Origin of the sequence: Zhihengliuella sp. ISTPL4 (assembly GCF_002848265.1) — a bacterium.
GTDB lineage: Bacteria > Actinomycetota > Actinomycetes > Actinomycetales > Microbacteriaceae > Microbacterium.
Genome location: NZ_CP025422.1, coordinates 274,865 through 297,782, shown reverse-complemented (window position 1 = coordinate 297,782; position 22,918 = coordinate 274,865). Strand labels below are relative to the sequence as shown.

Annotated in this window: 24 protein-coding genes; 2 read left to right on the top strand and 22 right to left on the bottom strand. The window is 70.5% G+C overall.

Annotation, left to right across the window (positions count from 1 at the left end):
• Positions 1 to 103: 103 nt before the first annotated feature.
• The 14 genes from CYL12_RS01440 to infC all read right to left on the bottom strand — a co-directional run bounded on the left by CYL12_RS01440 (position 104) and on the right by infC (position 13,373).
• On the bottom strand, positions 104 to 823 hold the full coding sequence (locus CYL12_RS01440; protein WP_101844866.1) for a DUF402 domain-containing protein: 720 nt from the start codon (positions 821 to 823) through the stop codon (positions 104 to 106).
• A gap of 59 nt (positions 824 to 882) precedes the next feature.
• Positions 883 to 3,429, bottom strand: coding sequence for a phenylalanine--tRNA ligase subunit beta (gene pheT / locus CYL12_RS01435; RefSeq protein ID WP_101844864.1), 2,547 nt, complete (start codon positions 3,427 to 3,429; stop codon positions 883 to 885).
• Entirely contained in the window at positions 3,429 to 4,469 is a 1,041-nt protein-coding gene (gene pheS / locus CYL12_RS01430) for a phenylalanine--tRNA ligase subunit alpha (RefSeq protein WP_101844862.1), read from the bottom strand. The genes pheT and pheS overlap by 1 nt, the downstream gene beginning before the upstream one ends.
• Before the next feature lie 49 nt (positions 4,470 to 4,518).
• Positions 4,519 to 5,445, bottom strand: coding sequence for an amino acid ABC transporter permease (locus CYL12_RS01425; protein ID WP_101848626.1), 927 nt, complete (start codon positions 5,443 to 5,445; stop codon positions 4,519 to 4,521).
• Positions 5,442 to 6,089 carry an amino acid ABC transporter permease gene (locus CYL12_RS01420; RefSeq protein ID WP_062636670.1) on the bottom strand — a complete coding sequence of 216 codons (648 nt, stop codon included), beginning with the start codon at positions 6,087 to 6,089 and terminating at the stop codon, positions 5,442 to 5,444. The genes CYL12_RS01425 and CYL12_RS01420 overlap by 4 nt, the downstream gene beginning before the upstream one ends.
• Before the next feature lie 85 nt (positions 6,090 to 6,174).
• The gene (locus tag CYL12_RS01415; protein WP_085603544.1) at positions 6,175 to 7,089 is read right to left on the bottom strand and encodes a glutamate ABC transporter substrate-binding protein; all 915 of its coding nucleotides are present in this window, start codon (positions 7,087 to 7,089) and stop codon (positions 6,175 to 6,177) included.
• A 46-nt stretch (positions 7,090 to 7,135) separates the two neighbouring features.
• Positions 7,136 to 7,882: an amino acid ABC transporter ATP-binding protein gene (locus CYL12_RS01410; protein WP_025105274.1), complete on the bottom strand. Its 747-nt coding sequence runs from the start codon at positions 7,880 to 7,882 to the stop codon at positions 7,136 to 7,138.
• Between the two features lie 262 nt (positions 7,883 to 8,144).
• Complete coding sequence (locus CYL12_RS01405) at positions 8,145 to 9,107, bottom strand: TAXI family TRAP transporter solute-binding subunit (RefSeq protein ID WP_101844860.1); 963 nt, start codon at positions 9,105 to 9,107, stop codon at positions 8,145 to 8,147.
• Positions 9,104 to 10,477 (bottom strand): sensor histidine kinase, encoded by a 1,374-nt coding sequence (locus CYL12_RS01400; protein ID WP_101844858.1) that lies wholly within the window; start codon positions 10,475 to 10,477, stop codon positions 9,104 to 9,106. Before CYL12_RS01400 ends, CYL12_RS01405 begins: the two co-directional genes overlap by 4 nt.
• A 3-nt stretch (positions 10,478 to 10,480) precedes the next feature.
• Positions 10,481 to 11,152: a response regulator transcription factor gene (locus CYL12_RS01395; protein ID WP_101844856.1), complete on the bottom strand. Its 672-nt coding sequence runs from the start codon at positions 11,150 to 11,152 to the stop codon at positions 10,481 to 10,483.
• Between the two features lie 23 nt (positions 11,153 to 11,175).
• A complete protein-coding gene (locus CYL12_RS01390; protein WP_101844854.1) occupies positions 11,176 to 11,988 on the bottom strand; it encodes a TrmH family RNA methyltransferase in 813 nt (270 codons plus the stop codon).
• An 85-nt stretch (positions 11,989 to 12,073) separates the two neighbouring features.
• Positions 12,074 to 12,460 carry a 50S ribosomal protein L20 gene (gene rplT / locus CYL12_RS01385; protein ID WP_017202428.1) on the bottom strand — a complete coding sequence of 129 codons (387 nt, stop codon included), beginning with the start codon at positions 12,458 to 12,460 and terminating at the stop codon, positions 12,074 to 12,076.
• A gap of 31 nt (positions 12,461 to 12,491) precedes the next feature.
• On the bottom strand, positions 12,492 to 12,686 hold the full coding sequence (gene rpmI, locus CYL12_RS01380; RefSeq protein ID WP_025105280.1) for a 50S ribosomal protein L35: 195 nt from the start codon (positions 12,684 to 12,686) through the stop codon (positions 12,492 to 12,494).
• 72 nt (positions 12,687 to 12,758) lie between these two features.
• The gene (infC, locus tag CYL12_RS01375; RefSeq protein WP_101848625.1) at positions 12,759 to 13,373 is read right to left on the bottom strand and encodes a translation initiation factor IF-3; all 615 of its coding nucleotides are present in this window, start codon (positions 13,371 to 13,373) and stop codon (positions 12,759 to 12,761) included.
• A gap of 257 nt (positions 13,374 to 13,630) precedes the next feature.
• Here infC and CYL12_RS01370 point away from each other — a divergent pair, with 257 nt between their 5' ends.
• Entirely contained in the window at positions 13,631 to 14,029 is a 399-nt protein-coding gene (locus CYL12_RS01370; protein WP_025105282.1) for a DUF1844 domain-containing protein, read from the top strand.
• Between the two features lie 19 nt (positions 14,030 to 14,048).
• Here CYL12_RS01370 and CYL12_RS01365 read toward each other — a convergent pair whose 3' ends face one another.
• From CYL12_RS01365 to CYL12_RS01340, 6 genes are all read right to left on the bottom strand, one after another.
• Positions 14,049 to 14,846 (bottom strand): SseB family protein, encoded by a 798-nt coding sequence (locus CYL12_RS01365; protein ID WP_101844852.1) that lies wholly within the window; start codon positions 14,844 to 14,846, stop codon positions 14,049 to 14,051.
• The gene (gene priA / locus CYL12_RS01360) at positions 14,830 to 15,576 is read right to left on the bottom strand and encodes a bifunctional 1-(5-phosphoribosyl)-5-((5-phosphoribosylamino)methylideneamino)imidazole-4-carboxamide isomerase/phosphoribosylanthranilate isomerase PriA (protein ID WP_101844850.1); all 747 of its coding nucleotides are present in this window, start codon (positions 15,574 to 15,576) and stop codon (positions 14,830 to 14,832) included. The genes CYL12_RS01365 and priA overlap by 17 nt, the downstream gene beginning before the upstream one ends.
• A gap of 112 nt (positions 15,577 to 15,688) precedes the next feature.
• Entirely contained in the window at positions 15,689 to 16,324 is a 636-nt protein-coding gene (hisH, locus tag CYL12_RS01355) for an imidazole glycerol phosphate synthase subunit HisH (RefSeq protein ID WP_101844848.1), read from the bottom strand.
• Positions 16,321 to 16,938 (bottom strand): imidazoleglycerol-phosphate dehydratase HisB, encoded by a 618-nt coding sequence (gene hisB / locus CYL12_RS01350; RefSeq protein WP_101844845.1) that lies wholly within the window; start codon positions 16,936 to 16,938, stop codon positions 16,321 to 16,323. Before hisB ends, hisH begins: the two co-directional genes overlap by 4 nt.
• Positions 16,935 to 18,020: a histidinol-phosphate transaminase gene (locus CYL12_RS01345; protein WP_101848624.1), complete on the bottom strand. Its 1,086-nt coding sequence runs from the start codon at positions 18,018 to 18,020 to the stop codon at positions 16,935 to 16,937. Before CYL12_RS01345 ends, hisB begins: the two co-directional genes overlap by 4 nt.
• Before the next feature lie 88 nt (positions 18,021 to 18,108).
• On the bottom strand, positions 18,109 to 18,477 hold the full coding sequence (locus CYL12_RS01340; protein WP_101844843.1) for a LysM peptidoglycan-binding domain-containing protein: 369 nt from the start codon (positions 18,475 to 18,477) through the stop codon (positions 18,109 to 18,111).
• 283 nt (positions 18,478 to 18,760) lie between these two features.
• On the opposite strand from CYL12_RS01340, the gene lexA reads away from it, so the two are divergent.
• A complete protein-coding gene (gene lexA, locus CYL12_RS01335) occupies positions 18,761 to 19,447 on the top strand; it encodes a transcriptional repressor LexA (protein ID WP_101844841.1) in 687 nt (228 codons plus the stop codon).
• 64 nt (positions 19,448 to 19,511) lie between these two features.
• On the opposite strand, the gene metE is transcribed toward lexA, so the two are convergent.
• The gene (metE, locus tag CYL12_RS01330) at positions 19,512 to 21,821 is read right to left on the bottom strand and encodes a 5-methyltetrahydropteroyltriglutamate--homocysteine S-methyltransferase (protein WP_101844838.1); all 2,310 of its coding nucleotides are present in this window, start codon (positions 21,819 to 21,821) and stop codon (positions 19,512 to 19,514) included.
• A 21-nt stretch (positions 21,822 to 21,842) separates the two neighbouring features.
• Positions 21,843 to 22,790, bottom strand: a complete 948-nt coding sequence (locus tag CYL12_RS01325; RefSeq protein ID WP_101844836.1) for a methylenetetrahydrofolate reductase — start codon at positions 22,788 to 22,790, stop codon at positions 21,843 to 21,845.
• Positions 22,791 to 22,918: the final 128 nt, after the last annotated feature.

Sequence of the window (22,918 nt, the reverse complement as noted above, 5' to 3'; positions counted from 1 at the left end):
CACCGCGCGAGCACAGGCCACCGGCGCTGCTGTCGCCTGCTGGCGCGTGAGCGCCTGATCCCGCGCGGCCTCGGCGCCGTCGCGGAGGGCGGCCCCGCAGCGGTCAGGCGACGACGATCTCGTCGAGGCCGTCCAACACCGGGATGGTCCAGGACGGGTCCGGTCGCCAGTCGGTCCACTCCCGGTCGAACGGCCAGTCGCCGGCGTGGAAGGACGCGATGGCCGCAACCGCGTGCCGCTCGATCTGCGCGGCCTGCGCGGCGGTCAGCCGCCCCTGGTCGACGGCGGCGACCAGCTCGTCCTCGTCCTTCATCGCCACGCGCCCGTCCTGTGCGATCTCGACGTCGAGGACGTGGTCGGAGGTGTAGGTGGCGCTGTCGGTACGCAGATGCGCGTTCTCGAGGTTGACGTACCAGCCGGCGAACTCCCATGCCGCGCCGCTGTCCGCACTCCAGAACAGCCAGACCGACCACGGCACTCCCGCGGGCGCGATGCGCAGGATGCCGTTACCCCACCACTCCTCGACGATGCGGCGCCGGGGCTCCCGCCACCGCCGATCGAGTGGGACGGTCCGGATGCGCTCCCCGTCCCTCGTGCCCTGGCCTTCCTGCTGCGTCCCCGCGGCGAGCCATGCGACGAGACCGCGCTCATCGTCACGGACGACGCGCATGGGGGTGACGGTCGCCGGCTCCCCCGCTGTCCACCCCGGTTTTCGGTAGTGCCAGTCGACCTGCGCACCCGCTGCGAGGAACGGCCCCTCCCCGAGTGGTCGCGCTCCGGCGGGGGCCGAAGGCGGCGTGGGCTGCAGGAGGAGGCTCGTCATCCGGCCACCGTATCGCGAGAGCGCGCGGCTCCCCGGAAAGGGGCCGTGCGCTCTCCCGATCAGTCGCGGAGGGCGGCGCCGAAGCGCTCCGCGGCGACGGCGACGCCCGCCATCTTCGCCTCGGAAGCCTCCGCGGCGGTGAGCGTGCGGTCGTCGGCCCGGAAGCGCAGAGCGAACGTCAGCGACTTCGATCCCTCGGGCACGCCCTCGCCGCGGTAGTCGTCCACGAGCCGGACCGACTCCAGCAGCGCGCCGGCGCCCTCGACGAGAGCCGCGCGGACCTCGCCCGCCGGCACCTCGGCCGGCAGCGTGAGCGAGACGTCCTGCGTCGCAGCCGGGAACGTGGACAGCGATGCCGCCACGATGCGTCCTCCGGCGAGCGTGAGCAGACGGTCGAGGTCGAGTTCCAGCACGGTGGCGCGACCGGGCAGGTCGGCCTCCTCCGCGACGGCGGGATGCAGTTCTCCGACGTAGCCGATCTCCTCGCCGCCGGCGACAAGCGCACCGGTGCGTCCGGGGTGGAGCGCGGCGCGCTGCGTCTGCACGACGTCGATCTCGATGCCCGCGGCGGCCCCGATCACGCGGACCGCGTCGAGCGCCTCGACGAGCCCGGCGGCCTCGGCGGCACGACCCGGCTGACGCGGCGACACGTTGCCGGTCAGCAGCACCGCGACGTGGCGCTCCTGCGGCGGGATGGAGGCGTCGAGCTCGGCGAGCACCTCATCCGACGGCCGGACACCCAGCGGCGGGACCTCGGCGGTGCCGTACTCCACGCCGGGCTCCGGGACGAACACGGCCCCGGTCTCGAACAGGGCCAGATCCGTGAGCCCGCGCGAGATGTTGCGGTGGGCGGTCTGCAGCAGGCCCGGGATGAGCGAGCGCCGCAGGAATGGCACCTGGCCGTCGAGCGGGTTCGCGAGGCGGATGCTGGGCAGATGGTCACCGGACGCCGAGCCGTGCAGATCGTTCTGCGCCTCTGTCGTGAACGGGAACGCCGGGGTCTCCACGAACCCCGCGGCCGCGAGAGCGTTCGCCACGCGGCGACGCCCCTGCTGGTGAGCCGTGAGGCCCCGGCCGGAGGGCGGCGTCGGGAGCACGGAGGGAATGCGGTCGAGTCCGTGGATGCGGGCGACCTCCTCCGCGAGCGTCCACTTGTCGGTGAGGTCGGGGCGCCAGGTCGGCGGGATGACCGTCCACCCGCCCTGGGCGTGGGTCCCTTCGCCTTCGGCCTGGGTCCCTGAGCCTGTCGAAGGGCTGACCTCCGCCCCGATCGTCGTCAGCGCCCCGGTGATCTCGTCGTCGGTGTAGTCGACGCCGATCAGCCCCTGCACGAAGCCGCGCGGGAGCTCGATCTCGGCGACGAAGACCTCGGCGAAGAGCGCTCCGCCCTCCTCCGTGAGCGTGCCGCCGGCGAGCTCGACCATGAGGTCGGCGGCGCGCCGGGCCGCGACGAAGGGGATCAGCGGGTCGACGCCCCGCTCGAAGCGCTTGGAGGCCTCGCTCGGGAGCTTGTGACGGCGGGCCGTGCGGGCGATGGTCGTCGCGTCGAAGGTCGCCGCCTCGATGAGCACGTTCCGCGTGGTGTCGCTCATCTCGGTGGTGCCGCCGCCCATGACACCGGCGAGGCCGATCGGACCGGAGTCGTCGGTGATGAGGAGGTCTTCGACGTGCAGCGTCCGCTCCACACCGTCGAGCGTCGTCATCTTCTCCCCCGGCGTCGCGCGACGGACGGTGATGCCGCCCGTGAGCTTGTCGAGGTCGTAGCCGTGCAGCGGCTGGCCGAGCTCGAGCATGACGTAGTTCGTGATGTCGATGAGCACACCCAGCGACCGCATGCCGGCGAGGCTCAGGCGCGCGATCATCCACGGCGGGGTGGGCCGCGACGGATCGACGTCGCGCACGACCCGGGTGACGAACTCACTCGCGCCGACCTTGCCGCGCACCGGCGCCTGGTCGTCGACCACGGCCGTGTGTCCGGAACCGGGCTGCAGCTCGGCGAAGTCGCGCTCGGCGGGGTCACGGAAGGCCGCCCCCGTGGCGTGGGAGTACTCACGGGCGACGCCGCGCACCGAGAACGCATAGCCGCGGTCCGGCGTGACGTTGATCTCCACCGCGACGTCGTCGAGGCCGAGGAGCGCGATCGCGTCCGTCCCCACGGGGGCATCGATGCCGAGGTCGCTCAGCACGACGATGCCGTTGTGCTCGTCGCCGAGACCCAGCTCGCGCGCGGAGGCGATCATGCCGTCGGAGACGTGGCCGTAGGTCTTGCGGGCGGCGATGGGAAACGGACCGGGAAGGACAGCGCCGGGCAGGGTCACGACGACCTTGTCCCCGACGACGAAGTTGTGCGCGCCGCAGACGATCCCACGGACGCCGCCGTGCTCGGGGCCGACGTCGACCTGGCACCAGTTGATCGTCTTGCCGTTGGACTGAGGCTCCGCCTCGAGCGAGACGACCTGGCCGACGACCACGGGACCCGTGATGTCGAACCGGTGCACGTCCTCCTCTTCGAAGCCGACGGTCACCAGCGCCGCGAGGACGTCCTCGGGCGTGGCATCCGCTGCCAGATCGACGTACTCACGCAGCCACGAAAGCGGGACGCGCATCACACCACCATCCCGTACTGCTCGCTGAAACGGACATCGCCCTCGGCCATGTCGCGCATGTCCTGCACATCGCTGCGGAACATCAGGCCCCGCTCGATGCCCATGCCGAACGCGAAGCCGCTGTACACCTCCGGGTCGATCCCGGCCGCGCGCAGCACGTTCGGGTTGACCATGCCGCAGCCGCCCCACTCGATCCAGCGCGCGCCGCCCTTGAACGTCGGGTGCCACAGGTCGAGCTCGGCGGAGGGCTCGGTGAAGGGGAAGTAGTTCGTGCGGAAGCGGGTCTTGGCCTCCGGCCCGAAGAGCTGCTTCGCGAAGTGGTCGAGCGTGCCCTTGAGGTGCGCCATCGTGATGCCCTTGTCGACGACCAGGCCCTCGAACTGCGTGAAGACCGGGAGGTGCGTAGCGTCGAACTCGTCGGTGCGGTACACGCGGCCCGGGCACAGCACGTAGATGGGGACCTCGCGGTTCAGCATCGACCGCACCTGCACCGGGCTCGTGTGCGTGCGCATGACGAGGTGGCGCGAGGTCGGGTCGACGTAGAAGGTGTCCTGCTCCTGGCGGGCGGGGTGGTCGACGTCGAAGTTCAACGCGTCGAAGTTGAACCACTCGTGCTCGAGCTCCGGCCCCTCCGCGATCTCCCACCCCATGCCGACGAAGATGTCCTCGACGTGGTCCTGCAGGAGAGCGAGCGGGTGCCGGGCGCCCACGCGCGTCCGCGACGGGACGGCGGTGATGTCGACGCGCTCGGCCTCCAGGCGCGCGGCGACCTCGGCGGCGGCCAGCTCGGCCTCCTTCGTCGCGAGCGCCTGGTTCACCCGACCGCGGCCCTGACCGACGAGCTTGCCGAACGCGGCCTTGTTCTCGGGGGCGACCTGGCGCATCGAGGCGTTCAGGATCGCGAGCGGCGATCCCTCCGCGACGTGCGCCGCACGGGCGGCTTTCAGCGCGGCGGTGTCGGCGGCCGCGTCGATCGCCGCGAGGGCGTCGGCGACAGCGGCTTCGACCGCTTCGGGGGTGATTTCCGGAGACTCTGACACGGGAGTCGAGTCTACCGGCGCGGGACGGGCGTCCCGCGCCGGTAGCGGCTCAGAGGCCGGAAGCGCCGGAGCTGTTGGCGTCGAACTTGCCCAGCCCGCGCTGCGCCACGATGAGCGACGTGTTTGTCTCGCCGTCGTGCTGGCGAGGGTCCGCCTCGTCCGGTCCGGCCTTGGCCGAGCGCTTCGCCCGACGCTGCAGGCGGTAGGCGACGTAGGACAGCACCAGACAGACCGCGACGTACATCGAGCCGCCGACGATCGCGGCGGGGATCAGCGGCGACCCGTAGGGCGCCTGGTTGCCGATCTGGTTGATGACGTACAGCAGCTCCTGGTACGTGATGATGAAGCCGAGCGCGGTGTCCTTCAGGGCCACCACGAGCTGCGCGATGATCACGGGCATCATCGCCCGGACGGCCTGCGGGATGAGGATGAAGTACATGACCCCGGTCTTGCGCAGGCCGATCGCGTAGCCGGCCTCCTTCTGTCCGCGCGGCAGCGACTCGATCCCGGCACGGAGCACCTCCGCGAGCACGGAGCCGTTGTAGACGATGAGCGCGATGACCACCGCGTAGTACGGGGGCATCCGGATGCCGATGACCGGGAGGCCGTAGTACAGCAGCATCATGAGGATCAGGACGGGGATCGCCCGCATGATCTCGATGATCCACCGCACCGGTTCGCGCACCCAGGCGTGCTCGGAGAGGCGGCCGATGCCGAGGACGAAGCCGAGGACCAGCGAGCCGACACCGGCGACGGCGAAGGCGGAGAGCGTGCTGAGCAGGCCCTCCCCGAACCGCACCCAGACCGCCGAGTAGGTGAAGATGTTCCACTTCTCCGCGGAGAACTGGCCGGTGGCGTACAGGCGCCAGACCACCCAGCCGAGCACGGCGAGGACGACGAGGATCGTGACGGCACCGATGATCCGGTTGCGGGCGACCGCGCGGGGGCCCGGGACGTCGAACAGGACGGAACTCATCGCGCGATCCTCCACTTGTTCTCGAGCACGCGCTGCACCCAGCTCAGGAGCAGCACGAGCACGACGAAGATGACCATGACCCAGAGCAGCACGACGAGGGCGTTCTCGCCCCGCTCGCTGAGTGCCGCCCGGATCGTGCCGAGGTTGACCACCGAGAAGCCGGCGGCCACCGTGGTGTTCTTCATGAGGGCGATGAGCACGCTCATGAGCGGCGGGACCACGGACCGCGTGGCCTGGGGCAGCACGACGAAGCGCATGACCTGGCCGAAGTTGAGGCCGATGGCGCGTGCCGCCTCCGCCTGTCCGACCGGCACCGTGTTGATGCCGGCGCGGATCGCCTCCGCGACGTACGTGGCGGTGTAGATGCCGAGGGCGATGGTGGCCAGCAGCAGGGAGTTGACCCGCTCCCCCAGCAGGATCGGAAGGCAGAACGCGAAGAAGAACATCACCAGCGTGAGCGGGGTGTTCCGGATCCAGTTCACGTACACGGCGCCCACGCCGCGCGCGATCGGGACCGGGGACACGCGGGCCGCTCCGACGATGAGTCCCAGCACCACGGCGATGAGGCCACCGCCGAGGAACAGCGCGATGGTTCCCCACAGCGCTTCACCCCAGAGGTCGAGGTGGTCCGAGATCACTCCCACTGCTGTGCCTTTCGGTTCGTTTCCGCGTCAGATCGACGCCGAGGAGGACGGGGGCGGCCGGCCGGACCGACCGCCCCCGGAGAGATCAACCGACCGGGTCGACCTCGGGCTGCTCGGCCTTCACACCGGAGGCGCCGAGGTTGTTGTCGAAGATCTGCTGCCAGATGTCGCCACCGTCGGTGAGCTGCGTGTTGAAGTACTCGACGAGCGCGTCGTCGCCCTTCGCCACACCGATGCCGTAGCGCTCCTCGCTGAACGGCTCGCCGACGACCTTGAGGTTGTCGGGGTCCTGCGCCGCGTAGCCGATGAGGATGGCCTCGTCGGTCGTGACCGCGTCGACCTGACCGTTCTTGAGGTCCTCGACGCACTTGGAGTACGTGTCGTACTCCTTCGTCTTCACCTCGGGGTAGTTCTCCTTGATGTTCTGGATCGGCGTCGAACCCGTCGCCGAGCAGACCGTCGTCGAGGAGTCCAGGTCGTCGACGCTCGCGATGTCGCTGTCGGCGGCGACGAGGAGCCCCTGGCCGGTGACGAAGTAGGGACCGGCGAAGGCGATCTGCTCCTTGCGCTTGTCCGTGATGGAGTAGGTGCCGACGTAGTAGTCGATGTCACCGTTGACGATGGCCTGCTCGCGGTTCGCCGAGGCGATGGCCTGGAACTCGATCTTCTCGGGGTCGACACCGAGGGATGCCGCCATCCAGCGGGCGATGTCGACGTCGAAGCCGGTGCGCTCGTTCGTCACGGGGTCGAGGTAGCCGAGACCGGGCTGGTCCTCCTTGACGCCCACCTTGACGGTGCCCGACGAGGAGATGCGGTCGAACGTGGGGCTCCCCTCGATCGTGACGTCCTCCTCGACGGTCCAGGGCGTGCTGCTCGAGGCGTCGCCCTCGTCGCTGCCCGAGGTGCCGGTGCTCGACGGCGTGCCGCTGTTGCAGGCCGTGAGCGCGAGCAGCGCCACCGTGGCGATCCCGAATCCGGCCAGTGTCCGTGTGCGTCGCATGTGCGTCTCCTTCGTGTGCTGTGCTGTGGGTGCTGGGTCTGGGAAGTCAGTGCGTGAGGAGCTTCGAGAGGAAGTCCTTGGCGCGGTCGCTCTTCGGGTTCGTGAAGAACTCCTCGGGCTTGGCCTCCTCGACGATCCGGCCGTCCGCCATGAAGACGACGCGATCGGCCGCCTTGCGGGCGAAGCCCATCTCGTGGGTGACGACGATCATCGTCATGCCCTCCTGGGCGAGCTCGACCATGACGTCGAGGACCTCGTTGATCATCTCCGGGTCGAGCGCGCTGGTCGGCTCGTCGAAGAGCATGACCTTCGGCTGCATGGCGAGGGCCCGTGCGATCGCGACGCGCTGCTGCTGGCCGCCGGAGAGCTGCGCGGGGAGCTTGTTCGCCTGCTGCGCGACGCCGACGCGCTTGAGGAGCATCATGGCCTCCGCCTCGGCGTCGGACTTCTTGAGTCCGCGGACCTTGATCGGGCCGAGCGTCACGTTCTCGAGGATCGTGAGGTGCGCGAAGAGGTTGAAGGACTGGAAGACCATGCCGACGTCGGCCCGCAGGTGCGCGAGAGCCTTGCCTTCCGCGGGCAGCTCCTTGCCGTCGATGCGGATCGAGCCGCTGGTGATGGTCTCCAGGCGGTTGATCGTGCGGCAGAGCGTCGACTTGCCCGAGCCGGAGGGGCCGATCACGACGACGACCTCCCCCGCGTTGACGGTGAGGTCGATGTCGCTGAGCGCCTGGAACTCGCCGTAGTGCTTCTGGACGTTCTCGACGACGACGAGCGGGGTTTCAGAGGTCATCATTTCTCCAAACTAGCCACGCGATGCGCGCGGTTCCAGGCACCACGGTGAGGTTTACACGTTCGTAATCACCTGATCGCGGCGCCAATGCATCCTCGCAGGGGCACCCCACGGCCCGCCCCCTCGGGCCGCGGGATCGCCCTGCTGCCACGCTCCCAGCGACAGCAGGCAGCAGGTGTCCGATCGTGTGCGATCGACCTCACCCTGGCAGAGCCGGCGTACGGCTGTCAGGGATCTTGAGGATTTCTTGAGGGGGCGCCGGTCACCGGCGCAGATCGCGGTAGTACTGCTCCGCGCCGGGGTGCAGGGGCACCGGCCCGGTGAAGATCGCAGATCGTCGGTCCAGCAGTGCCGCCGCCGGGACGTCGGCGGCCAGCGTGGTGCGCGCCGCGAACAGCCCGGCGACGAGGTCGTGCGCCACGCCGGGCGGCGTGCTGCCGGCGGTGACGAGGTAGTTCGGCACCGCCATCGTCGTCACGGAGGTGTCGAGCCCGTAGGTCCCCGCGGGCACGTCCGCGGGCCGATAGGCATGGGAGTACCGCTCGTTCACCGCGTTGACCCAGCCCTGCTCGACCGGGAGGAGGCGGACGTCGACGGTCTCCGCGAGACTCGCGATGCCCGGTGTCGGCAAGCCGCCCACCCAGAAGAAGCCGTCGATCTCCCCACGCTCCATGGCGGCGATCGAACCGCCGAGGTCGAGCTGCGGATCGTCGATCGCGTCGGTGGCGACACCGGCTGCGTGGAGCACCCGGGTGGCGATCACGTTCACGCCCGAGTTCTCGGCTCCGAGGGAGATCGTCTGTCCGGCGAGGTCCGCGAGGTCGTCGAGGGCCGAGTCGTCCCGCACGACGATCTGCAGGTACTCGTCGTACAGGCGGGCGACCGCCTGCACGTCCAGCGGTTCGGTGAAGGCTCCCGTCCCGGCCACGGCATCGGCGGCCGCATCGCCCTGCGCGAAGCCGAGGAGCGCCTCCCCCGCGCTCACGCGCAGCAGGTTGTCGACCGACCCCGCCGTCACCTCCGCCGTGAGCTCGACGTCCAGCTCGCGCGACAGCTCGGCCGCGAGGCGGCTGCCGTAGTCGTGGTAGACACCGGTGGGGCTGCCAGCGGCGATCACGGCGGCCGTCTGCGTCCAGCCGTCGGAGCGCGGGCTGCAGGCGCTCAGCCCGACCGCCGTGACGAGCGCGAGCATGCCGGCGACGAGACGCCGCCCCCACCCGCTCATGCCGTCGCCTCCACGGGGAGGACGAGCACCACGAGGAGCCCGCCGCCCTCGGCGCCGCTCACGCGCAGCTCGCCTCCGACCGTCGCGAGGAGGTCGGTCGCGATGGCGAGTCCGAGCCCGGTCCCCGGCATATCGCCGCTGTCCGCGCTCCGCCAGAAGCGGTCCGCCGCCGACGACGCATCCTCCGGGGAGAGCCCGGGGCCGTGGTCGCGCACGGTGAGATGGCATTCGTCGCCCGCGCGCCACGCACCGACCTCGATGGCGGATCCCTCCGGCGAGTACTTCACCGCGTTGTCGATCGCGGCGTCGAGGGCACTCTCCACGATGGTGCGGTCGGTGATCGTCATGACCGACGACTCCCCCGTCCGCTGCACCACGATCGCCCGCTGCGCCGCCACCTCCTGCCAGGCGTCCACCCGCCGCGCGGCGACGGCGGCGAGATCGACCGCCGAAATCGTGGAGTCGGTGCGGCCGCCGCGGGCGAGCCCGAGGAGGGTCTCCAGGATGCGCGTCATCCGCCGGCCCTCCTCCCTCGTCTCCTCCACGTCGTGGTCCCACTCGCGGCCCAGGCCCGTCGCGAGGTGCTCGACGCGCAGCAGCAGCGCGTTGAGGGGGTTCCGCAGCTCGTGCGAGGCGTTCAGCGCGAACTCCTGCTGTCGGGTCATGACGCGCTCGATCTCGTCGGCCATGCCGTTGAACACCCTCGTCATCCGTCGCAGCTCGGGCGGGCCGGTGCCTTCCGCCACTCGGGCGTCCATCTCGCCCCGCTCGATCGCCGCCATCGCCTCGTCGAGGCGGCGCACCGGAGAGAGCACCCAGCGTGCGAGGCCCGCGACCAGGAGGATGCCGAGCGCGCAGAGCAGCACGACGATGAGGCCGAGGGCGAGAGTCTGCCGCAGGATGACGGTCTGCGGTGTCGCTGTGCCGCCGCTCACGAGCACGGCGCCGATCACGTCGCCGTCGTCGAAGACCGGCTCGACGAGCGCCGCCTCGGACACGATCCACGCCGAGGACGGCGGCTGCTCGGCGCGCCGCCCGGAAAGGGCGAGCCGGACCCGCTGTGCGTCCTCCTCCGACAGGACCGTGTCGCCGTGGTCGCCCGCAGCCCACGGGCTGCCCGTGAGATCGAAGACGGTCACCTCGATCCCGTACACCTCCTGGAAGCGGCGGACCTCGGCATCCATCACCGCCGGACTCCCCGAGCGGAGCGCCTGCCGCGCACTGGTCGCGAAGTAGCCGAGATCGCCGAGCTGCTCGGCGTAGAAAGACTGCTGCACGCTGCGCGCCGCGCTCCACCCGGTCACGCCGCCGAGCGCGACGAGCACGACGATCAGCGGCACGAGGAAGACGACGATCAAGCGGCGGCGCACGTGTCAGGACCCCGCGAGCCGATAGCCGACGCCACGCACGGTCTCGATGAATGCGCGGTCCCCGCTCTTCTTGCGGATGGCGGCCACGTGCACCTCGAGCGAGTGCCCGAAGCCGCGCCAGTCGGTATTCCAGACCTCGCGGATCAGCCGGTCCTTCGGCACCGCGACTCCCGGATACCGCGCGAGCACGCCCACGATGTCGAACTCCTTGCGGGTGAGCGCCAGCGGCACCCCACCGACCCGCACCTCCCGCGCCACGAGGTCGATCTGCACCGCGCCGTCGTGCAGCAGCACCCGGGTGTCCGGCTCGGTGCGCAGGGGCCGTGACCGCCGGGTGACGGCCTCGATCCGCGCCAGGAGCTCGTGCACGTCGTAGGGCTTCACGACGAAGTCGTCGGCCCCGGCGCGCAGGCCCTTGATGCGCTCGGCGACCTGGTTGCGCGCGGTCACGATCACGATCGGGACGTCGGACCGCCCGCGGATGCGCCGGCAGAGGTCGATGCCGTCGACGTCCGGCAGCCCGAGATCGAGCAGCACCACCTCGGTGTCGGCATCGAGGTGCTCCAGTGCGGTCGCCCCGTCGGCGGCGTGCACCGTGGCATATCCGGAGCGCGTGAGGAAGGCCTGCAGAGCCCCCGCCACCCGCTCGTCGTCCTCGACGATCAGTATCCGCATCGCGCGTCCCGTTCCGCGCCCGGTCAGCCGGTGGAGGCCGCGCGTTGGGCGAACGCGCTCTCGTACAGGCACACGCTCGCCGCCGTGGCCAGGTTCAGCGACTCCGCACGCCCGAAGATCGGCAGGCGGAGCACACGGTCGGCCCTGGTCAGCGCCTCGTCCTCGAGTCCGCGCGCCTCGTTGCCGAACAGCCAGGCCGTCGGCTTCCCGAGGACACCGTCGGCGCGCGCCGTGAGGAGGTCGTCCCCCTTCACGTCCGCGGCGAGGATCTGCAGGCCCGCGTCATGGGCGCGACGGACGACCTCGTCGAGCTCGCCGCCCACCGAGACCGGGAGGTGGAAGAGCGAGCCGGTCGTCGCCCGCACCACCTTCGGGTTGTAGGGATCGACGGTGCGGCCCGTGAGCACGACGGCGTCGGCGCCCGCCGCATCAGCGGCACGGATGATGGTGCCGAGGTTGCCGGGGTCGCGGACTTCCTCGCAGATCGCAACGAGCCGCGGCGCCGCGTCGAAGATCTCGCGCACCGAGGTGGGGGTCTGCCGGACGACGGCGACCAGCCCCTGCGGCGTGACCGTGTCGGCCATGGCGTTGAGCACGTACTCGCTCACGTACTCCACCTCGACGTCCGCTTCGGCGGCCTTGGCGCGGATGTCCGGGTGCTTCTCCCAACCGTGCGGGGTCGCGAAGAGCTCGACGATCGCCTCCGGACGGTACGTCAGCGCCTCGCGGACGGACTGCGGACCTTCCAGCAGGAACAGCCCGGTCTCGGTGCGCGCGCTGCGCTTGGTCAGCTTGGCGACGGCACGGACTCGGGGGGAACGGGGGTTCTCCAGCACGATCTCAGTCTAGGGTCAGCCCGGTGCCCTGATACGCGGAACGGGCGCCTTCCCGGAGGAAGGCGCCCGTTCGGAAGCGAGATGCTTACGCGGCCGACTTCGGCGCGTTGACGTCGGAGGGCAGAGCCTTCTTCGCCGTCTCGACCAGCGTCGTGAACGTCGCGGCGTCGTTCACCGCGAGGTCGGCGAGCATGCGACGGTCGACCGTCACACCCGCGAGGCCCAGACCCTGGATGAAGCGGTTGTACGTCATGCCGTTCTGGCGGGCCGCAGCGTTGATGCGCTGGATCCAGAGACGACGGAAGTCGCCCTTGCGCTTGCGACGGTCCCGGTACGAGTAGACCAGGGAGTGGATGACCTGCTCCTTGGCCTTCCGGTAGAGGCGCGAACGCTGACCGCGGTAGCCGGAGGCGCGCTCGAGGATGACCCGACGCTTCTTGTGGGCGTTGACCGCCCGCTTGACTCTTGCCATTTTCCTGTGTTCCTATCGTGCGTTCGGCGCGTCAGCGACCGAGAAGCTTCTTCGCGACCTTGAAGTCCGCCTTCGCGAGCACCTGGTCCTGGTTCAGACGGCGGGTGCGACGGCTCGACTTGTGCTCGAGGTTGTGGCGCATCCCGGCCTGCTGCTTCTTCAGCTTGCCGCTGCCGGTGATCTTGAAGCGCTTCTTAGCACCCGAGTGGGTCTTCTGCTTCGGCATCTTCTCTTCCTTCGTATGGCGCCTTCTCAGGCGACGGTGTCAACCCGCGGTGCGGGAGTTCTCGGGGCGGACTCACTCCGCCTTGGCGTCCGCGGAGGCGTCCGCTTCGTGCTTCGCGTCGCGCGCGGCCTGCTTGTTCGCGGCACGCACGGCGTTCTGCTCCTGCTTCGCCTCGGACTTGCTCTTCAGCGGCGCGACGACCATCACCATGTTGCGGCCGTCGATCGTCGGGTTCGACTCGACGGTGCCGAACTCGGCGACGTCCTCGGCGAACTTGCGCAGCAGACGCACGCCCTGCTCCGGACGCGACTGCTCGCGACCGCGGAAGAGGATCATGGCCTTGACCTTGTCGCCGGCCTTGAGGAAGCCCTCGGCGCGCTTGAGCTTCGTCGTGTAGTCGTGCGCCTCGATCTTCAGACGGAAGCGGACTTCCTTGAGGATCGTGTTCGCCTGGTTGCGGCGCGCTTCCTTTTCCTTCTGCGCGGCCTCGTACTTGAACTTGCCGTAGTCCATGATCTTGACGACGGGCGGCTTCGAGTTCGGGGCGACCTCGACGAGGTCGAGATCGGCTTCCTGGGCGAGACGCAGCGCTGCCTCGATGCGGACAACGCCGATCTGCTCACCCGCGGGGCCGACGAGGCGGACCTCGGGGACGCGGATGCGCTCATTGGTACGGGGATCGCTGATGCGGAGCTCCTTAGACGATGTGATTCGGCCACCGCGATGCTGTCTGCATCCCGGGCGAAATCGGACTCGTCCCCCACCCACCGGCTCTCAGACGCCGGCTTCGCACCCTGTCTACCGGTCCCCTCGTGACGAGCGGAGCCGGCGGAGCGCAAGACCCGGTAGCCTGGAACGGCAAGCGCGGGTGGGAAGTGAATCCTCTTTCGTTCCGGAGCATGACGCTCCGGAGCCCGCCAAAGTCTAACAGAAAGCAAGGCGAAGTGACGAACCAGGCATCGGACGAGGCAGCCCGCGAGCGCGAGGAGCGATGGGCTCGGCAGGAAGAGGCAGCCTCCTCGGCTGTCCGTGACATCGCCGACGTCCCTGCCGTCGAGGTCATCACCACTGCGGCCGTGCACCTCATGAGCGCCGCGGCCGTGAAGCTCGGCCTGGCCGACGATCCCGACGCGGCCGCGCAGCTCGATCTCGACGAGGCGCGCAAGCTCATCAACGCCCTGGCGGGACTCATCACCGCCGGCGCGCCGGAGATCAGCGACATGCACGCTCGGTCCCTGCGCGACGGCCTTCGCTCGCTGCAGCTCGCCTTCCGCGAGGCCTCGACCATCCCCGACCCGATCGGCAAGGGGCCTGGCGAGAAGTGGACCGGCCCGGTCACCTGATCCGGGTCGACGCTCCGCGTCAGGCGCTGCGGCGCAGCTTCACCGTCAGCGAGTCCGCGAGGACGGCGATCCGGTCGTCCGCGGCCCAGCGCTGGGCGAGGCGCGCGAGGACCGCGTCCAGCACCTCGCGCTCCAGGCCGTCGACGAGTTCCAGCACGACGATGAGCTCAGGGCCGCGCAGGCGGGCATCCGGATCCCCCGGGGCGACCGCGACGTCGATCACGGCGAGCTCGTGGGCGATGCTCTCCCGGAGCGCGGTGACCACCTCGGGCGAGAGGAAGCTCGGCTCCCAGGCGTGCCCCTGCGCCACCGCCCAGACGGCGGGGCGGCGGATCACGAATTCGGTGTCCGACGTGGGGTCGAGCACGATGAGGTCGGTGTCGTCCGACGAGGCGGCCAGGGCGGCGCGGACGGCCTCGACCGGGATGGGGCGCGCGGACGGGTCCCAGCGCTGCATGGTCTCGACCGATGAGAACACCGGCTGGACGCGGCGACCGTCGGGGGCTGCCACGGTGACGATCGAGAGCTCCTGCGTCTTGTCCACCGCGAGGCCGCTGGGGGCCACCCCCTCCTCGCCCTTCTCGGCGATCAGCGGGATGAGCACCCGGGCGGAGCGGAAAGCGTCGACGACCTCGGCCTGACTCCCCTCCCCCGCGCGGAAGCGGAGCAGGGCGGCGAGAAGAGCAGGGTCCGCCGAGCCGTCGTCCGCGGCGTGCGGGTTCGACTCGAAGCTGCGTCCCTCCCAGGGCACGCCGGCGGAATCGGCCCGGTTGTGCGACTCGGGACCGCAGGAGTGCGGGTCAGTCTCCGGCGACATCCAGGGCCTCTGCCAGCGTGAAGGCACCCGCGTAGAGGGCCTTGCCGACGATGGCACCCTCGACCCCGAGCGGCACGAGCGCGCGCAGGGCGGCGATGTCGTCGAGATTCGAGATGCCGCCCGACGCGACGACCGGCTTCGGCGTGCGCGAGGTGACCTCACGCAGGAGCTCCAGGTTGGGACCGCGCAGCGTGCCGTCCTTGGTGACGTCGGTGACGACGTACCGGCTGCAGCCGGCGTCCTCCAGACGGTCGAGCACCTCCCAGAGGTCGCCGCCCTCCTTCGTCCAGCCGCGCGCCGCGAGGGTCGTGCCGCGGACGTCGAGCCCGACCGCGATCGCCTCGCCGAAGCGGCTGATCACGTCGGCCGCCCACTCGGGGTTCTCCAGCGCGGCCGTGCCGAGGTTGATACGGGCGGCACCGCTCTCCAGCGCCGCCTCCAGGCTCGCGTCGTCCCGGATACCGCCGGAGAGCTCGACGTTGACGTTCTTGAACTGCTTGATGACCTTGCGCAGGATCGGCGCGTTGCTGCCGCGTCCGAATGCCGCGTCGAGGTCGACGAGGTGGATCCAGGAGGCGCCCTGCGAGACCCACTCCCCTGCGGCGTCCAGCGGGTCGCCGTAGCTCGTCTCGGTGCCGGCCTCCCCCTGGGTGAGGCGGACGGCCTTGCCGCCGGCGACGTCGACCGCGGGAAGGAGCGTGAGCGAGGGGGACTGCGCGAAGTCGTTCATGGGGTCCTTGGTTCGGGGAGGGCTGCGGCCCGAGAGGGCACGAGAGACGAGGGTAGTCCGCCGCGCGGCGCGGGACAAACCGCGTGACGCCCGGCGCGGACGTCGCTCGGACTCAGAGGTTCTGCACCCAGTTCCGGAGCAGCTGGATGCCGGCGTCTCCGGACTTCTCGGGGTGGAACTGCGTCGCCGAGAGCGGGCCGTTCTCCACGGCCGCGAGGAACGGGTCGCCGTAGGTCGCCCAGGTCAGCACGGGCTGCGGGAAGGGCGGGATCACGTCCAGCTCCCAGGACTGCGCCGCATAGGAGTGCACGAAGTAGAAGCGCTCCTGCTCGATGCCGCGGAACAGGACGGTGTCCTCCCCCGGCTCGACCGTGTTCCAGCCCATGTGCGGCAGGACAGGGGCGTTGAGCTCGGTGACGGCGCCCGGCCACTCGCCGAGGCCCGCCGTGTCGTGTCCGCGCTCGACTCCATGCTCGAACAGCACCTGCATGCCGACGCAGATGCCGAGCACCGGCCGACCGCCCGCGAGACGACGGCCGATGATCTCGTCGCCGCCGTGGGCGTGCAGCGCGTCCCGCACCGCCTGGAAGGCGCCGACGCCGGGCACGACGAAGCCGTCGGCCTCGAGCGCCTCGGTGCGGTCGCGGGTGAGGACGGCATCGGCACCTGCGGCGACGAGCGCCTTGACCGCGGAGTGGACGTTGCCGGACTCGTAGTCGAAGACGGCGACCCGGGGCGAGCCGCTCACAGCGCGCCCTTGGTGGACGGGATGCCGTCGACGAGCGGGTCCAGGGCCTTCGCCTGACGGAACGCGCGCGCGAAAGCCTTGAACTCGGCCTCGGCGATGTGGTGGGGATCGCGCCCGCCCAACACTCGCACGTGTACGGTCAGGGCGGCGTTGAAGGTGATGGCCTCGAAGACGTGACGCACGAGCGACCCGGTGAAGTGCCCGCCGATGAGGTGGTGCTCGAAACCGGCGGGCTCCCCCTCGTGCACGAGGTACGGACGGCCGGAGATGTCGACGACCGCCTGCGCGAGCGCCTCGTCCAGGGGGACGAGGGCGTCGCCGTACCGGGAGATGCCGGACTTGTCCCCGAGCGCGGCGAGGATCGCCTGGCCGAGCACGATCGAGACGTCCTCGACCGTGTGGTGCGCGTCGATGTGGGTGTCGCCCGTGGCGCGCACGGTGAGGTCGGTCAGCGAGTGCTTCGCGAACGCCGTGAGCATGTGGTCGAAGAACGGCACCGAGGTGTCGATGCGGCTCGCGCCGGTGCCGTCGAGGTTCAGCTCGACCTCGACGGTGGATTCCGACGTGCTGCGCACGCGGCTCGCGGTGCGTGCGGTGGGCGCGGGGATGGTCATGATGCCGATCCTATCGAGGCCAGGGCGTCCAGGAACGCCGTCGTCTCCGCCTCCGTGCCGGCGCTGACGCGCAGGTGTCCGGGGATGCCGACGTCGCGGACGAGCACGCCGCGGTCGTACAGCTGCTGCCACGTCGCCTGCGGATCCGCGACGCCGCCGAACAGCACGAAGTTGGACCACGAGAGGTGCGGGGTGTACCCGAGGGCTTCGAGCGTCGCCGTGATGCGGTCGCGCTGCTCCACGATCTCCTGCACCATGCCGAGCATGACGTCGGCGTTGCGGAGGGCGGCGACGGCCGCCGCCTGAGTGAGAGCGCTGAGGTGATACGGCAGACGCACCAGTCGCAGCGCATCGATGAATGCGGGATCGGCCGCGAGGTAGCCGACGCGGGCACCGGCGAAAGCGAAGGCCTTGCTCATCGTTCGGGAGACGGCGAGGCGCGGCCGTCCTTCCAGGAGTGTGAGGGCCGACGCCGCATCCCGCGGCGCGAACTCCTGGTAGGCCTCGTCGACGATCACGACGCCGCGGGCCGCCTCGTAGACGGCCTCCACCACGTCGAGCCCCAGTGGGGTGCCGGTCGGGTTGTTCGGCGAGCAGAGGATCACGATGTCGGGATCGGCCGCGCGCACCTGCTCCGCCGCCTCCTCCGGGGTGACCGTGTAGTCGGGCTGACGCGAGCCGGCGACCCAGGAAGCCCCGGTCCCCTTGGCGATGAGCGGATACATCGAATACGTCGGACCGAAGCCGAAGGCCGTGCGACCGGGACCGCCGAACGCCTGGAAGATGTGCTGCAGGACCTCGTTGGAACCGTTGCCCGCCCAGATCTGCTCCGCGGTGAGCCCGTGGCCGAGATAGTCGGCGAACGCCTCCCGCAGGGTCGTGAATTCCCGGTCCGGGTACCGGTTCACGTCTCGGATCGCCACCGCGATGTCGTCGAGGATGTCGCTCGCCACCTCGTCGGGCACGGGATGCGTGTTCTCGTTGACGTTGAGGGCCACCGGAAGCGGGGCCTGCGGGGCGCCGTACGGAGTCAGTCCGCGCAGATCGTCGCGGAGCGGGAGATCGTTGAGGGAGAAGGTCACCCTTCCCATGTTAAGAGGCGGACGAGGCGCCAAGGTCATCGTGACGGTCGGCCCCACGTCGACGGACGCCGAGCACCGGTCGCCCGCGTCAGTCGGTGTACCGAGCCGGGAGCGCGAGCTCCTGACCCACCTGGAGCTCGCCGCCGCGCAGCAGGTTCATGCGGCTGATCTCGCCGATGACGTCGCGGGGGTCGGCCTCCGGAGCGATCGTGCTCGCGATCGACCACAGCGTGTCACCGGGCATGACGGTGACGGTCTCGACCGAGACCGCCGGCGCGTCTGCGCCGGACGCGATCGCGCTGCCCCCGCTGATGGCGGCGAAGGCGATGCCTGCTGCGAGCGGAACGGAGGCGAGCGCGAGCAGAGCGCGGCGGCCGCGGGCCGTGATCCGCAGCCGGGTGGCCGGACCGGCCGATGCCGGAAGGGCGGTCGCGGTGCTGAGGCTCATGCTGCTCATGTCTGCTCCTTACTGTCCCGGTGCCGAAGCCCGGGGAGGTTGGCGTAGCTTTCGCATCCGCGCCTCGGCCGGGAGCCGTGGATGCGAAGCTACGTTCCGAAGATATCTTCGAGTTCGAACATCTGTCAAGCTGTCTTCGAAACCACGCCCGGAGAATCGCCCGACACGCTCGAACAGATCTTCCAGATCAGCGCTTTTCTCGGATACGGTTTCGATAAGGACACCCCACCACGGGCCACCGACATTCGAAGCGGCACGTCGGATCACGCAGTGAAGGAGCACCATGAGCGACACCTCAGCCCTCGAGTCGGAGGCGCCGCGCACCCGCCGCCGCAAGAGCCTCAGCCCGAAGCAGATGGCGATCCTCGAAGTCATCCAGGCCTCAATCGCGCAGAACGGCTATCCGCCGAGCATGCGCGAGATCGGCGACGCCGTCGGACTCAAGTCCCTGTCCAGCGTCACGCACCAGCTCGGTCAGCTCGAGCTCAGCGGCTACCTGCGCCGCGACCCGGGGAAGACCCGCGCCATGGAGGTCCTCATCGACCTCCCCGGCAGCGGGACCGAGAACCCGGCGGATGTCGCGACTCCGGTCGGCGACGCGGCTCTGGTCCCGCTGGTCGGACGCATCGCCGCCGGCGTGCCCATCACTGCCGATCAGCAGGTGGAGGAGATCTTCCCGCTCCCCCGGCAGCTCGTCGGCAAGGGCGACCTCTTCATGCTCAAGGTCTCCGGCGAGTCGATGATCGACGCCGCCATCTGCGACGGGGACTGGGTCGTGGTGCGCTCGCAGAACACAGCGGAGAACGGCGAGATCGTCGCCGCCATGCTCGACGGCGAGGCCACCGTGAAGGTCCTCCGCCGCCGTGACGGTCACACGTGGCTGCTCCCCCGCAACTCTGCGTTCGAGCCGATCCTGGGCGACGAGGCCATCGTGCTCGGCAAGGTCGTCGCGGTCATGCGCGCCGTCTGAAACGCGGAACGAAGGCCCTCCCGGTACACCGGGAGGGCCTTCGTCGTGTCGGTGGACAGCCGCGTCAGGCCGTGACCACCACGTCCTCGCGCACCCGACGGGTGGCCTCGACGATGTTCCGCAGGGACGCCGTGGTCTCGGCGTAGCCGCGGGTCTTCAGGCCACAGTCCGGGTTCACCCAGAGCTGCCGGAGCGGGATCTCGTCGACCGCGCGACGCAGCAGGGACTCGACCTCCTCGACCGTCGGCACGCGGGGTGAGTGGATGTCGTAGACCCCGGGGCCGATGCCGTGATCGAAGCCGACCTCCGCGATGTCCGCGACGACCTCCATACGGCTGCGCGCCGCCTCGATCGACGTGACGTCCGCGTCGAGCGCACGGATGGCGTCGATGACGACGCCGAACTCCGAGTAACAGAGGTGCGTGTGCACCTGGGTCGCCGCCACAGCGCCGCCCGTGGCCAGCCGGAACGAGGCCACGGACCAGTCGAGGTACGCCGGCTGGTCGGCCTGCTTCAGCGGGAGCAGCTCCCGGAGCGCCGGCTCGTCGACCTGGATCACCTGGATGCCGGCGGCCTCAAGGTCGGCGATCTCGTCGCGCAGGGCAAGCGCGACCTGGTTCGCCGTCTCGGCCAGGGGCTGGTCGTCGCGGACGAAGGACCACGCCAGGATCGTGACCGGGCCGGTGAGCATCCCCTTCATGTGCTTCGCGGTGAGCGACTGGGCGTAGGCGGACCAGCCGACCGTGATCGGGGCCGGACGCGAGACGTCGCCCCACAGGATCGACGGACGCGTGGCGCGGGAGCCGTACGACTGCACCCACCCGTGCTCGGTGACCGCGAAGCCGTCGAGGTGCTCCGCGAAATACTGCACCATGTCGTTGCGCTCGGGCTCGCCGTGCACGAGGACGTCGAGGCCGAGGTCCTCCTGCAGGGAGACGACCGCCGCCACCTCACGGCGCAGGAACTCCTCGTAGTCGTCCTCGGGGATCTCGCCGCGGAGGAACTGCGCGCGGGCCCGGCGGATGTCACCGGTCTGCGGGAACGAACCGATCGTCGTCAGCGGCAGCGCGGGCAGGCCGAGGACGTTCTGCGCCTCCTCCCGCTCCGCGTACGGCGCGCGGGCGAAGTCGGCGTCGGTCAGCGTGCGGGTGCGCACCGCACCGTCGCGCACGCCGGGAGCCGAGAGGCGGTCCTGCAGCGCAGCCGTCGCGGCGTCCAGCTCACCCTCGATCGCCGTGCGCCCCTCGGAGAGCCCGCGGGCGAGTGTGACGACCTGCTGCACCTTCTGGTCCGCGAAGGCCAGCCAGGAAACGAGGCGCGCGTCGAGCGCCGTCTCGTCCTCCACGTCGTGCGGCACGTGCAGAAGGGAGGTCGACGTCGATGCCGACACCGGGGCACCGAGCGCGCGGAGTGCCTCCAGCGCGGCGAACGCCGCGGAGAGGTCGCCGCGCCAGATGTTGTGCCCGTCGATCACGCCGCCGACGAGGGTCTTGCCCTCGAGGCCCGGCACCGCGTCAGGAACGGTGCCGCGGACGAGGTCGACGGCGATGGCCTCGACGGGCGCGGCGGCCACGGTCGCGAACGTCTCACCGAGGCTCGCATACGGGGCCGCGACAAGGATCGACGGACGCTCCTCGGCGTTCCCCAGCACCGCGAGCGCACGCTCCGCAGCCGATGTGAGCCGAGCGGTCGTGGCCGGCAGGGACTCGCTCACGAGCGCGGGCTCGTCGAGTTGCACCCACTCGGCACCCGCGGCGCGCAAGCGGGCGAGCAGATCGACGTAGACCGGCAGCACGTCCTCCAGGCGCGAAAGCGGGTCGAAGCCCTCCGGCGCGTCATCCGAGGCCTTCGCCAGCGCGAGCAGCGTCACCGGCCCGACGACCACGGGGCGGGTGACGAAGCCGGCGGTGACGGCCTCGGTGACCTCGCGCACGAGCCGGTCGCTGGCGAGAGAGAACACCGTCTCCGGACCGATCTCGGGCACGAGGTAGTGGTAGTTCGAATCGAACCATTTCGTCATCTCCAGCGGCGCTCGCTCGCCCTCACCGCGGGCGACGGTGAACAGCGCGGAGAGGCCGATCGACCCGTCGGCCTCGCGGAGATCGTCGAAGCGGGCGGGGATCGCGCCAACAGTGGCGGCGGCGTCGAGGACCTGGTCGTAGTACGAGAAGGACTCCGGGATGGCCGAGTCCGTGCGGCCGAGGCCGAGGTCCGCCAGGCGCTCACGGGTCGCTGCGCGCAGCGCCGCGGTCGTCCGCTCCAGCTCCTGCTCGTCGATGCGCCCCGCCCAGAACGCCTCGACGGCTTTCTTGAGCTCGCGGCGGCGGCCGATGCGGGGGTAGCCGAGGATGGTGCCCTCGGGGAATGCGGTCATGGTGTTTCCTTTCGGCGGGGACTAGTGCCGGAGCGCGGGGAGGATGCCGGCTTCGGCGAGGACGGTCAGGACGGTCTCGTGCTGGTTGAAGGCGTACAGGTGCACGCCGGGGGCGCCGCCGGCGACGACGTCGGCGGCGAGCCGCGCGGCCCAGGAGATGCCGATCTCCCGGCGCCCCTCGGCGGTGGGCTCGACGTCGAGGGCGATCGCCAATTCGCTCGGCAGATCCTCGCCGGTGAGCTCCAGCACCCTGGCCAGCCGCGCCGGCGAGGTGATCGGCATGATGCCGGGGAGGATCGGAATGGTGACGCCGCCGGCACGCGCACGCTCCACGAAAGCCAGGTAGTCGTCCGGGTGGAAGAAGAGCTGCGTGATGGCGAAGGTCGCCCCCGCCGCCTGCTTGGCCAGGAGCGCCTCGACGTCCTGTGTGCGGTGCGTCGCCCGCGGGTGCCCCTTCGGGAACGCGGCCACCGCGATGTCGACCTTCTGTCGGGGGGCGACGAGCGCGGCTCCCGGCAGGCCGGGGACCGGCGACTCCTGATAGGGGGCGCGCTCGGCCTGGACACGATCGATGAGCTGCACGAGCTGGGCGGCGCTCTCCAGGTCGCCGAGGAACGGCTCGGTCTGACCCACGGGCGGGTCGCCGCGCAGAGCGAGGAAGCGGAGGATCCCGGCGTCGAGGAACTCGCGGATGAGAGCCGTGGCTCCGGCGTAGGTGTTGCCGACGCAGGTGAGGTGCGCGAGCGGCTCGACGTCGGTCTGCTCGCGGATGAAGCGCAGCACGTCGAGGGAGCGCCCTCCCGTCGAGCCGCCGGCGCCATAGGTCACCGAGAGGAACTCCGGCCCGGCGGCGGCGAGGCGGCGGACCGTCTCGTGCAGCGCCTCCTCGCTGGACTCCGAGCGCGGCGGATACAGCTCGAAGGAGAACGGCACACGGGAGGCGCGGGAGGCGTCGAACGCGGAAGACATCTTCTCTCCAGGGGACAGGGGCCGGGGTCCGCGCACGACGAAGAGCACGTCGTTCGCGGGCGGGTGCCGGGCTCGGCTGTCGCTCCACGCCCGGGGTGAACCGGGCGTTTCCAGAAACCTAGAACACG

Excerpts from the sequence above, each read along its gene's own strand:
- CYL12_RS01440 (WP_101844866.1), bottom strand. The coding sequence starts at position 823 with ATGACGAGCCTCCTCCTGCAGCCCACGCCGCCTTCGGCCCCCGCCGGA.
- pheT (WP_101844864.1), bottom strand. The coding sequence starts at position 3,429 with ATGCGCGTCCCGCTTTCGTGGCTGCGTGAGTACGTCGATCTGGCAGCG.
- CYL12_RS01425 (WP_101848626.1), bottom strand. The coding sequence starts at position 5,445 with ATGAGTTCCGTCCTGTTCGACGTCCCGGGCCCCCGCGCGGTCGCCCGC.
- CYL12_RS01415 (WP_085603544.1), bottom strand. The coding sequence starts at position 7,089 with ATGCGACGCACACGGACACTGGCCGGATTCGGGATCGCCACGGTGGCG.
- CYL12_RS01410 (WP_025105274.1), bottom strand. The coding sequence starts at position 7,882 with ATGACCTCTGAAACCCCGCTCGTCGTCGTCGAGAACGTCCAGAAGCAC.
- CYL12_RS01405 (WP_101844860.1), bottom strand. The coding sequence starts at position 9,107 with ATGAGCGGGTGGGGGCGGCGTCTCGTCGCCGGCATGCTCGCGCTCGTC.
- CYL12_RS01395 (WP_101844856.1), bottom strand. The coding sequence starts at position 11,152 with ATGCGGATACTGATCGTCGAGGACGACGAGCGGGTGGCGGGGGCTCTG.
- rplT (WP_017202428.1), bottom strand. The coding sequence starts at position 12,460 with ATGGCAAGAGTCAAGCGGGCGGTCAACGCCCACAAGAAGCGTCGGGTC.
- rpmI (WP_025105280.1), bottom strand. The coding sequence starts at position 12,686 with ATGCCGAAGCAGAAGACCCACTCGGGTGCTAAGAAGCGCTTCAAGATC.
- CYL12_RS01365 (WP_101844852.1), bottom strand. The coding sequence starts at position 14,846 with ATGTCGCCGGAGACTGACCCGCACTCCTGCGGTCCCGAGTCGCACAAC.
- priA (WP_101844850.1), bottom strand. The coding sequence starts at position 15,576 with ATGAACGACTTCGCGCAGTCCCCCTCGCTCACGCTCCTTCCCGCGGTC.
- hisB (WP_101844845.1), bottom strand. The coding sequence starts at position 16,938 with ATGACCATCCCCGCGCCCACCGCACGCACCGCGAGCCGCGTGCGCAGC.
- CYL12_RS01340 (WP_101844843.1), bottom strand. The coding sequence starts at position 18,477 with ATGAGCAGCATGAGCCTCAGCACCGCGACCGCCCTTCCGGCATCGGCC.
- lexA (WP_101844841.1), top strand. The coding sequence starts at position 18,761 with ATGAGCGACACCTCAGCCCTCGAGTCGGAGGCGCCGCGCACCCGCCGC.
- metE (WP_101844838.1), bottom strand. The coding sequence starts at position 21,821 with ATGACCGCATTCCCCGAGGGCACCATCCTCGGCTACCCCCGCATCGGC.
- CYL12_RS01325 (WP_101844836.1), bottom strand. The coding sequence starts at position 22,790 with ATGTCTTCCGCGTTCGACGCCTCCCGCGCCTCCCGTGTGCCGTTCTCC.